Below are 9,286 nucleotides of genomic sequence, written 5' to 3'. Positions count from 1 at the left end.
CTGCCGGCCGACACCGGCCGACGCGCTACCCGCCCCGACCCATCCCCGTCTGCTGGTCTATCTCCGCCTCGACCGAGATGGGGGCCGGCATATCCCGCCCGGCGATGTCGCGGGCGAACCCGTCGTGGCCGACGATCCGAACCTCCCGCGTGTAGACCGTGTACGTCCAGGAGTCGAAGTTGTCGTCGTCGTCCAGCAGCCGTTTGGACTGCGGGACGCTGTGGTCCTCCGGTGGTTTCGGATGCGGTCCCTTGAGTTCGACGCCCTTCCGGGCGGCGTCGTCTTTGATATCGTCGACGGTGTCGTCCAGCAACTGTCGGTCCCCGCTTTTGAAGACGAGCGTCGTGACGAATGGCATTACCAGTGGGTTCGACCGGCCGCGGGTAAAAGGGTGTCAGTTGCGTGTCGCCGCTCAGTTCGGCGTGTCGGTGACGACGACGGTACTCGCGACCCGGTCGCCGATCCGCTGGCGCGTGTCGCTCATCGCCATCAGGATGAACCCGAGGACGAGTACACGGGAAGGTAGTCGATGATTCGGAGCAGGTTCCGGATGAAGGAAGTCCCGACACCACACTCGCTCCCGTCCTCTTTGACGACTTTGATCCCGAACACCTTCTTGCCGACGGTGTACCCGTCCCAGAGGCCCTCCAGCAGGAAGAAATAGCCCACGAACACGAGGATGGCGGCAAGGAATCCGATAGCGGCGATTCCCGCCCCGGAACTGCCACCGGCCGCTCCGCCGATTGCCCCGAACACGAATATCGTGACCAACGCCAGCACCGTGCCGACGATACTATCGACGATCTGCGCGATGATCCGCGATCCGACGACGTCGGTGTCGTCACGGGTCGGCGCTCGCGGGTATCCGCTCCCGTCCCAGTTGCCACGCCCGCCGCCCTGCACTGCGCCGTGACCGCCCTGTGCCGTGCCGTGGCCCGCCTGCCCGCCCTGTCTGGGCTGGTTCGGTTGTTGGCCCCCGCGCTGCCCGCCCTGCTGGGGCTGATTTCGCTGTTGACCGCCTCGCTGGCCCTGACCTTGGCCGCCTCGCTGGGACTGGTTCCCACCGCGGCGGTTCCCCCCGTCAGCCATCGCCCGTGGTGTTCCCGTACCTTCGTCAAGCGACGCGTGACAGTTCGGACAATCCCGTTCGCTCCCATCGGTTTTCGTGTTACAGTTTGGACAGTACCGCATAGGTCATCTTGGACAATAGGGTATATTAAATCCACTGGGTACTATTTTACTGCCGAGAAGTTACACAGATAGAACACATATGTGGGAGTGAATTTCGGCATCCGACCGACGGCGGGCCACGGGTGCTCCGATATTCTCTTAAGTACTGGCGGAATACAGTGTGATAATGATCGAGGCCACGAGCGCGGGAGCCATCCTCTTTCGCGACACGCGTGGCCGGCGTGAGTACCTGCTGCTCAAGTCCCGGCCCGGCGATTGGGAGTTCCCCAAGGGCGGCGTCGAGGGCGAGGAGGAACTCCAGCAGACCGCCATCCGCGAAGTGAAAGAGGAGGCCGGAATCAAGGACTTCCGGCTACTGGACGGCTTCCGAGAGGATTACGACTACGTCTTCGAGGCGAACGGCAACACCATCCACAAGACGGTCCACCTGTTCGTCGCCAAGTCCTTCGAGGCGTCGGCCGAACTGTCACACGAACACCGCGACCTGCAGTGGCGCGACTACGACCAAGCGATCAACACCATCACCCAGGACGGCCCCCGGGAGATACTCGAAGAGGCACACGACTACCTCGACGACCTCGACTACTGAGTCGTGCTGTCGTCGGCCCCGAGACGCGGCCGGGCGACGGGACTAAACCGACGGCCGCCTACCCTCCCGACGTGAGCGCCGACAGCGAGTTCGCGTTCGAACTCCGGGTCTGTCAGTGGGCCGAGCGAGCGTGGCCGCCCGGGAGTGGCCGCGAGCGACCAGTCATCGTCGCCCGCCAACTCGGAACCGAGCGCCGCCGCTGGGACACCATCGTACTCGAGTGTGACCCCGAGGGCCTCCGTTCGCGGGCGAACTTCGGGGCCGAAGCGCTTGACTCGGACCTCCTACACGTCGTCCGGCACGCCCCCGCGGAGTGGACGTGGTACCGGGACTGTCTCCCGGACCCGGGCTACCCGTGGCAGTACGTCCGGGAGGCCGTCCACCGGGCCGGCGACCGCGGCATCGTCGAGACGCGCAAGCGCGCCAATCGGATCGAACTCCGCCGGAAGTGGCCCTACCCCGAGTGGGTCGACCGCATCGTCGCCATCGAGAACAAGCCGGACCTGGACGCCAGCGCCGCCGACGCGCTGGCGGATCAACTGCAACGGGACGTGGCGCTCTCACTTTCCGACGAGGCGTGGGTGGCGACGGACCCGACGACGGAGGGCGGCCGGCCCACCCGAGCGCTACTGGAGGACATCCCCGTCGAGGCGGGTATCCTGACCGTCGACGGGGCGGGAGTCGGTGACGTGATCTGGCGACCCCGAACCCTTCCCGTCGAGGACCCCGGAACGATCATCGAGGAGCGGCCGGACGGCGGCGCACACGACGCCTCGGCGGCGCGGTTCGACTACGCTGACCCCGAGTGGAAGGCCGACAAGCGCCGCGAGATAGCCGAACGGGCCTACGAGCGCGGGTGGCGGGCCTACGCCGACACGATGCGGCCGGACTGTCGACACTTCCGGCTGCGCGGGGCCGAGTGGGGAGTCGAACCGTACTGCGACGCCAAGGAGTGCGTGCCGACCGCCGCGGAGTGTCGCGGCGGCTGTCCGTCGTTCAGTCCCGAGCCGCCGGTCTGGCGGACGAAGGCGTGGCCGATAGAGGGCGGACCGGGTAAGGGCATCAAGCGGCTGCTCGACCGTCAGCGCCGGCGACACCGGCCGGGGCTGTGACTACTGGCTCGTCCGGCCGGAGTAGACGTAATTGAGCTGTGTGAACGGGACGTACGCCCCGCGGACGACCTCGCCGTCGATCTCCTGTTTGAGGTGGACGCCGTTCGATCCCTCGACGACCTCGTGGACGTTTCTGATCTCGGTTCCGTCGCTGAGTTCGGCTATCATATGTGACATCCTAGCGTGGCGTACGCGGCCGCCACGGAAACCACCTCGGTCACTCCAGTTCGGCGACGGTGAGGTCCTCGCGGGCGACGGCGAGTCGGAATGTTGGCACCGTCTTGCGGACGCGCTCGACGATGCCCTTGTCGACGAGGCTGTGCAGCGCCGACCGGACGTCCTCGACCGCGTAGTCGTGGCCGGCGTCCTCGAGCGCGTGCAGGACCGAGACGACGCTCTGGGTCTGTTCGTCGGGGCCGGCGATGACGGCGATGACGTCGGCCTGAATCGGCGGCACCTCGACGGCGTCGTCCTCACCGGTCGACTCGACCAGTCCCTCCGCGCGGACCAACTCGCCCGCCTCGGGTGTCGCACAGATCAGGCTGTCCTCGTTGCGGTAGTAGTAGTCTTTGAGCTCTGATTCGAGGTACTGGTGGACCTCGCTGCCGCTGTCCAGTTCCCACCGCTGTTGCAGTTCACCGTTTTTCGTCGGCTGGAGGGCGACGATGTCGGCCAGCCGCGTCAGCGCCTCCTCGGAGAGGGTCATCAGGCGAGTGTAGTGGCCGCCACGGTTATAGCTGGTCCGGAACCGATCAGAGCGACGCCAGCGTCTCGGCCACGTCCGCCCAGTGGCTGCCCCGCCAGAAGTGCTGGCCACACTCCCGACAGCGCCACACCGGTTCGTCGCCGTCGGGCACGTACTCCGGCGTCGGCTCCTCCGGCGCGACGCGTGTCACCGGCGCGTTACAGGCCCCACACCGGGAGGGCTCGTCGTCGAGCGTCAGGTCGTAGCCCGCCGCCTGCAACTCGCGCAACTGGTCGACGGTGTCCCGGGACTCGATCAGGACGGCGTCGCCGGCCCGCTCGGCCAGCGAACGGCTGCGGGTCAGTATCGTCCGCCCCTCCGTCTCCGCGAGGGCGACGATGGCCTCGTCGGACTGGACGTCGCGGTTCTTGGCGTAGGCGGCGTCGTAGCCACACATTCGCAGGTACGTGCCCAGCTTCCCGAGCATCATGTCCAGCAACAGCCCCGGCGGGCTCTCGCTCATTCGACGAACTCCCGGACGCTCGCGGCGTCCCACGTGTTGAGTACGTCGGCCGGCTCGGCCCACCCGCGACGGGCCGTGTGGACCCCGTAGCGGATCAGGTCGTACCGCTCCGGAGTGTGGGCGTCGGTGTTGATGGCCACCGGCGCGCCCGCCTCGACGGCCGCCCGCACGGCCTGACCGTCCATATCCAGCCGGGCCGGGTTGCTGTTTACCTCCAGCGCGGTGTCCGTCTCGGCGGCCACCGCGGCCAACCGCGAGAAGTCCACCGTCAACCCGGGGCGACGGTTGAGATACCGTCCGGTCGGGTGGCCGATGACGTCGACAGCGGGGTGTTCGGCCGCCGCCACGAGGCGGTCGGTCCCGTCGCCGTCGAGGTCGGCGTGGGGCGAGGCGACGACGAGGTCCAACGCGTCGAGGGCTTGCTCGCCGACCGACAGCGAGCCGTCGCTGTCGACGTTCGCCTCGACGCCCGCGAACACCGTCAGATCGGTGTCTTCGGCGGCCTCCCGGACCGCATCGACCTGTTCGAGCAGCGTCTCGTCGTCCAGTCCGACGCCGCCGACCATCCCCGGGCCGGTCGCGTGGTCGGTGATAGCGAGGTAGTCGTACCCCCGCTGTTCCGCGCCGGCGATCATCTCCGCGATGGTGTTGTTCCCGTCTGACCACTCCGTGTGGAGGTGGAGGTCCCCGCGCACGTCGTCCTCGTCGAGGAGGTCCGGCAGGTCGCCCGCAGCGGCGGCGTCTATCTCGCCGCGACCCTCCCGGAGTTCCGGCGGGATCAGCGGGAGGTCCAGTGCGCCGTAGACCTCGGCCTCCTCGGCCCCGGCCAGTCTCTCGCCCGCTCGCTGGTCGTCGTCCTCGACGCCGGCCACGTCGAAGACGCCGTATTCGTTGACCTTCATCTCGCGCTCTATCGCGCGGTTGCGGACGGCGACGTTGTGGTCGCGGCTCCCGGTGAAGTACTGGAGGGCGGCCCCGAACTCCTCGGGGACGACCACGCGGAGGTCGACCCGCACGTCGCCGGCGCGGACGCTGGCTTTCGTCTCGCCGGACTCGATGACCGACTCGACGCCCTCCCACTCGGTGAACGCCGCGACGACCGGGTCGGGGTCGGTGCTTCCGACCAACACGTCCACGTCGCCGATGGTCGCCTTCCAGCGGCGAATCGACCCCGCGAGGTCACAGCGCTCGACCGCGTCCTGCGCCCGGAGGTAGTCCCGTATCTCCTCGCCGTAGGGGCGGGCGTCGCCCAGCAGTTGCCGGTCGTGGGCCTCCCGAGCGAAGGGGATGCCATCGAGTATGTTCTGCTCGGTCTTCGCGCCGAACCCCTTGACAGACTGTATCTCGCCGTCCTCGGCGGCGGCTTCGAGGTCGTCGAGCGTCCGGATGCCCAGCGCCTCGTACAGCGTTCCGACAGTCTTGGGGCCGACGCCCTCGACGCTGGTCAGCGCCGCCATCTCGACGGGGAGGTCCTCGCGCAACTCGACCAACTCGGCTATCTCGCCGGTCTCGACGTACTCGACTACCTTCGCGGCGATGGCGTCGCCGACGCCGTCTATCTCGCCGACGGCGGCCTCGCCTTCGGCGGCCAGCACCTCGATTGGGTCGGGGTAGTCCCGGACGTTCTCGGCCGCCCGGCGGTAGGCCCGCGGTTTGTACTCGACGTCCATCGCTTCGAGGCGGTCGGCCATCTCCGCCAGTCGGTCCGCGACGGCGTCGTTCCGGCTCACAGCGACCGCCCCGCTCGGCCCGTGTCGCCGTCGTCGTGTCCCAGCGCCTTCTTGAGGAAGGACATCCAGCGCTTCTTGTCGGCGGCGGCCTGTGCCTGTCGCTCCCGCTCTAGGTCTGCCGGGTCGAGACTCTCAAGGGCCTCTAACGCCCGGTCGAGGCCGACAATAGCGTCTACCAGCGCCTCGCCCTCCTCGTAGGGGACCTCGCCGGATTCGAGGCGCTGAAACCGCTGTAGGCGCTCGCGCCTGAGGTTTCGCTTGGCCGTCTCGACGCGTTCGCGTTCGCCCTTCGGGACCGTCTCGCGGCGCTTTATCTCGAAGACGAACTCCCGGAGGTCGACCGTCTCGCCTTGGACCTCGATGGTCTCGGGGATGGCAGCGCCAACGGTCGCGCCTCCCGCTCGACGCGTTCGAGTAGTTGTTTGCGCTGGTACTCTTTCACGTTCCACCCTCGGGGACCGACCGAGAAAAATCTACGGCGTCGCCGATGTCCGTCCCGCACCCACAAGCACAACCCATTTGATACGCCACTCCGTAGCCCCCGCCAATGGCGAGATGTGACGAGTGCGGCAAGGAGGAGAACATGCCGTACCACTGTCGGCACTGGTGGGGGTACCTTCTGTGGCGACCATCGCCTGCCGGAGAACCACGACTGTCCCGGCTTAGAGCAGTGGGACGACCCTGACGGTGTCTTCGACAGCGGCTTCGACGACTCGGTGACCACCGGCGGCAACGGCGGCGGCCGGGAGGCGAACGCCAGCGTCTCCGACCGCCTCGGCATCGACACCGGCCCCGGAAGCGCGCTGGCGTACTTCCGCGGGAATATGACGTACGTGTTCCTCGCGCTGATGTGGATTACGCTGGTGTTGCAGTTTCTGGTCCTCTCCCTGTTCGGTCCGCAGACGCACAACGCGCTGTTCACCGTCTCGACGGCCCACCCCACGTACGTCTGGACGTGGGTAACCTCGATATTCGCTCACAGCCCCGGCCTGTTCCACATCGCCGGCAACAGCATCGTCATCTTCTTCTTCGGCCGTCTGGTCGAGGACTACGTCGGTTCCCGGGACTTCGCGATTATGTTCCTCGTCAGCGGCGTCCTCGCCGGCCTCGGCCAACTCGGGATTATGCTGTTTCAGGGCGAACCGGGCGCTGCGCTGGGTGCCAGCGGCGCGGCACTGGCAATCCTCGGGACGCTGACTATCCTCAACCGGAACCTCACGGTCTACCTCTGGTTCCTCATCCCCATCCCGATATATGTCATCACCGGCGCTTACGCGCTGGCCTCGATGGCGGGCATCTTCGGGTTCAGTACGCCCCTCGGCGGCAACGGCATCGCCGACGGCGCGCACTTCCTCGGTCTGATGATCGGGATCTGGTACGGCTACCGTGTCAAAGACCGGATGCGCGTCCCCGACAGCCTCCAGTTCGGCCGGGGCGGTGGTGGCCCCGGTGGCCCGGGCGGTCCGGGTGGCCCCGGTCGCGGCCGCGGCCCGTTCTGACCGATGGAGGTCGTCCGCCCCGCGTTCCGCCCAGACGGGTCGCGCTCCCGAGCGGAGATGGAGTCTCTCCAGGGTGACATCGCCCGAGCGGCCGTCTTCGAGGACGACATCGACTTCGACCCCGCGCGGATCAGCGCCCCGTCCGACGACAGCGCCCAGCGACGCCTCGGCGACGAGTCGCCTATCGTCGCCGGCGTCGATCAGGCATTTTTGGACGACGACCGCGCGGTCAGCGCCGCCGTCGCCCTCCGGGACGGGGAAGTCATCGAGACGGTGACGGCCGTCCGCGAGACGGCGATACCGTACATCCCGGGCCTGCTCTCCTTCCGCGAGGGGTCGGCCGTCCTCGCCGCTGTCGAATCGCTGTCGGTCGACCCCGACGCACTGCTGGTCGACGGCAGCGGCCGCATCCACTACCGGGAGGCCGGACTGGCGACCCACGTCGGCGTGACCCTCGACTGCCCGGCCGTCGGCGTGGCGAAGAACCTCCTCTGTGGTCGGCCCCGCGACCCACTGCCCGACCGGATGGCCGAGGGCGACCGCGTCGCCATCGAGGCCGACGACGAGGTGACCGCGCCCGATGGCACCGTCATCGGCTACTTCTTCCAGTCGCGCCAGTACGAGTCGGGGTCGACGAGCATCAACCCCCTCGTCGTCAGTCCCGGCCACCGCGTCAGCGCCGAGACGGCCGTCGACGTGGTCGCGCGCTGCTGTGCAGGCTACAAACTACCCGAACCGACGCGGCTGGCGGACGCCGCGGCCGGCGAGGCGACGGGCGAGTGAGGCTTCGGGACACCACTGGAACTTAGGTGGCCCCGCACCGAGTGCCGAGATATGAACAAGACGGTGCTGATCACGGGGTGTTCGTCCGGCATCGGACGGGCGACGGCGGAGAGCTTCCTTGAGGACGAGTGGACCGTGTACGCGACGGCGCGGGACACCGACGACGTGACCGACCTCGCCGAGATGGGCGCGGCGACGGCCGAACTCGACGTGACTGACGCCCGCGACGTCGAACGCGTGGTCGACCGCGTCATCGACGATCAGGGTCGCATCGACTGTCTGGTCAACAACGCCGGAACCGGTCAGTTCGGGCCGCTGGAGGACGTGCCGACCGACGCCCTCGAGGACCAGTTCGACGTGAACCTCAACGGCCCGCACCGACTCGTCCGGGAAGTCCTCCCGCATATGCGTGACCGCGAGGAGGGGACCATCGTCAACGTTTCCAGCGCCGTCGGGCTACTCGCGGTGCCGGGCCAAGGGGCCTACAGCGCCTCGAAGTTCGCCTTAGAGGGGTACAGCGACGCCCTGCGGAACGAGGTGGCCGACCACGGCATCGAGGTCGTGCTGGTCGAACCCGGTCCGGTGGCGACGAACTTCGAGGCCCGCGTCGCCGACTCGCGGGACCGCCTGGAGCGCTCGGGGGCCTACGAACAGTACTACGAGATGATGGAGGACCGCCGGGACGTCGACGCCAGCGAGACGTTCGGGATGGAACCGGCGCGGGTCGGCGACGTGATCAAAGACGCCGCGAGCGTCACCGATCCCGACCCGCGCTACCCGTCGGGACCGTCGCGCGGGCGAGTGCCTACGGTCGACTGCTCCCGAGTCGCTGGCGCGACCGCGTGTGGTCGCTGCTCCGGAAACTCACCTCCATCACGCCATGATCGAGGGCCGTGACCGTCTCGAAGCCAGCGAGGCCCACGCCGTCGCGCTGGACTGCGTCGAGGCTGGTATCGAGGCCGCTCGCCCGGACCGGGTCGTCGGCCGGCAGGTGACCCGGGAGGGCGAGACGCTCACCGTTGCCGGGACCAGTTACGATCTTGACGCCTACGAGCGAGTGGTCGTCCTCGGCGGCGGGAAAGCGGCCGACGCCGTCGCCGCGGAACTGGAGTCCGTGCTGGGCGAGTGGCTGGACGACGGCCTCGTCGTCGCGACCGACCCCGCGGCGACGGAG

At 68.1% G+C, this 9,286-nt stretch carries 11 protein-coding genes and 2 pseudogenes; 6 read left to right on the top strand and 7 right to left on the bottom strand.

The genetic code is table 11. The features are described from left to right. Positions 1-25 precede the first annotated feature (25 nt). Positions 26-358, bottom strand: a complete 333-nt coding sequence (locus GJ629_RS11810) for an uS10/mL48 family ribosomal protein (protein ID WP_157513243.1) — start codon at positions 356-358, stop codon at positions 26-28. 131 nt (positions 359-489) lie between these two features. After that, entirely contained in the window at positions 490-1,089 is a 600-nt protein-coding gene (locus GJ629_RS11805; protein ID WP_231754606.1) for an RDD family protein, read from the bottom strand. Between the two features lie 268 nt (positions 1,090-1,357). Between GJ629_RS11805 and GJ629_RS11800 the strand changes: the two genes are divergently transcribed. Together GJ629_RS11800 and GJ629_RS11795 are read left to right on the top strand one after the other, a co-directional pair. Next, a complete protein-coding gene (locus GJ629_RS11800) occupies positions 1,358-1,780 on the top strand; it encodes a bis(5'-nucleosyl)-tetraphosphatase (RefSeq protein WP_157513242.1) in 423 nt (140 codons plus the stop codon). Positions 1,781-1,851: 71 nt separating this feature from the next. Beyond that, on the top strand, positions 1,852-2,892 hold the full coding sequence (locus GJ629_RS11795) for a DUF5787 family protein (RefSeq protein WP_370515893.1): 1,041 nt from the start codon (positions 1,852-1,854) through the stop codon (positions 2,890-2,892). Here the strand turns inward: GJ629_RS11795 and GJ629_RS16295 are convergent, their stop codons facing one another. The 5 genes and pseudogenes from GJ629_RS16295 to GJ629_RS11775 form a co-directional block, all read right to left on the bottom strand. Continuing rightward, positions 2,893-3,060: a hypothetical protein gene (locus GJ629_RS16295; protein ID WP_197428576.1), complete on the bottom strand. Its 168-nt coding sequence runs from the start codon at positions 3,058-3,060 to the stop codon at positions 2,893-2,895. A 49-nt stretch (positions 3,061-3,109) separates the two neighbouring features. After that, the gene (locus GJ629_RS11790) at positions 3,110-3,598 is read right to left on the bottom strand and encodes a DUF5797 family protein (RefSeq protein WP_157513241.1); all 489 of its coding nucleotides are present in this window, start codon (positions 3,596-3,598) and stop codon (positions 3,110-3,112) included. Positions 3,599-3,644: 46 nt separating this feature from the next. Continuing rightward, positions 3,645-4,100 (bottom strand): Mut7-C RNAse domain-containing protein, encoded by a 456-nt coding sequence (locus GJ629_RS11785; RefSeq protein ID WP_157513240.1) that lies wholly within the window; start codon positions 4,098-4,100, stop codon positions 3,645-3,647. Beyond that, a complete protein-coding gene (polX, locus tag GJ629_RS11780; RefSeq protein ID WP_370515892.1) occupies positions 4,097-5,830 on the bottom strand; it encodes a DNA polymerase/3'-5' exonuclease PolX in 1,734 nt (577 codons plus the stop codon). Before polX ends, GJ629_RS11785 begins: the two co-directional genes overlap by 4 nt. After that, positions 5,827-6,272 (bottom strand): annotated as a pseudogene (locus GJ629_RS11775) (DUF5788 family protein). The gene polX and the pseudogene GJ629_RS11775 overlap by 4 nt, the downstream one beginning before the upstream one ends. Before the next feature lie 105 nt (positions 6,273-6,377). Here GJ629_RS11775 and GJ629_RS11770 point away from each other — a divergent pair. The 4 genes and pseudogenes from GJ629_RS11770 to GJ629_RS11755 form a co-directional block, all read left to right on the top strand. After that, positions 6,378-7,329, top strand: a pseudogene (locus tag GJ629_RS11770) (rhomboid family intramembrane serine protease). Positions 7,330-7,332: 3 nt separating this feature from the next. Further along, entirely contained in the window at positions 7,333-8,112 is a 780-nt protein-coding gene (locus GJ629_RS11765) for an endonuclease V (RefSeq protein WP_157513239.1), read from the top strand. Positions 8,113-8,163: 51 nt separating this feature from the next. Further along, positions 8,164-9,009, top strand: coding sequence for an SDR family oxidoreductase (locus tag GJ629_RS11760; protein ID WP_370515891.1), 846 nt, complete (start codon positions 8,164-8,166; stop codon positions 9,007-9,009). Further along, a partial coding sequence (locus GJ629_RS11755) for a DUF4147 domain-containing protein (protein WP_157513238.1) occupies positions 8,993-9,286 on the top strand: 294 nt, incomplete at its 3' end. The genes GJ629_RS11760 and GJ629_RS11755, both read left to right, overlap by 17 nt.

The organism is Halapricum sp. CBA1109 (assembly GCF_009741825.1).
In the GTDB taxonomy this organism is placed as follows: Archaea; Halobacteriota; Halobacteria; order Halobacteriales; family Haloarculaceae; genus Halapricum.
This window is presented reverse-complemented; position numbering and strand designations above follow the sequence as displayed.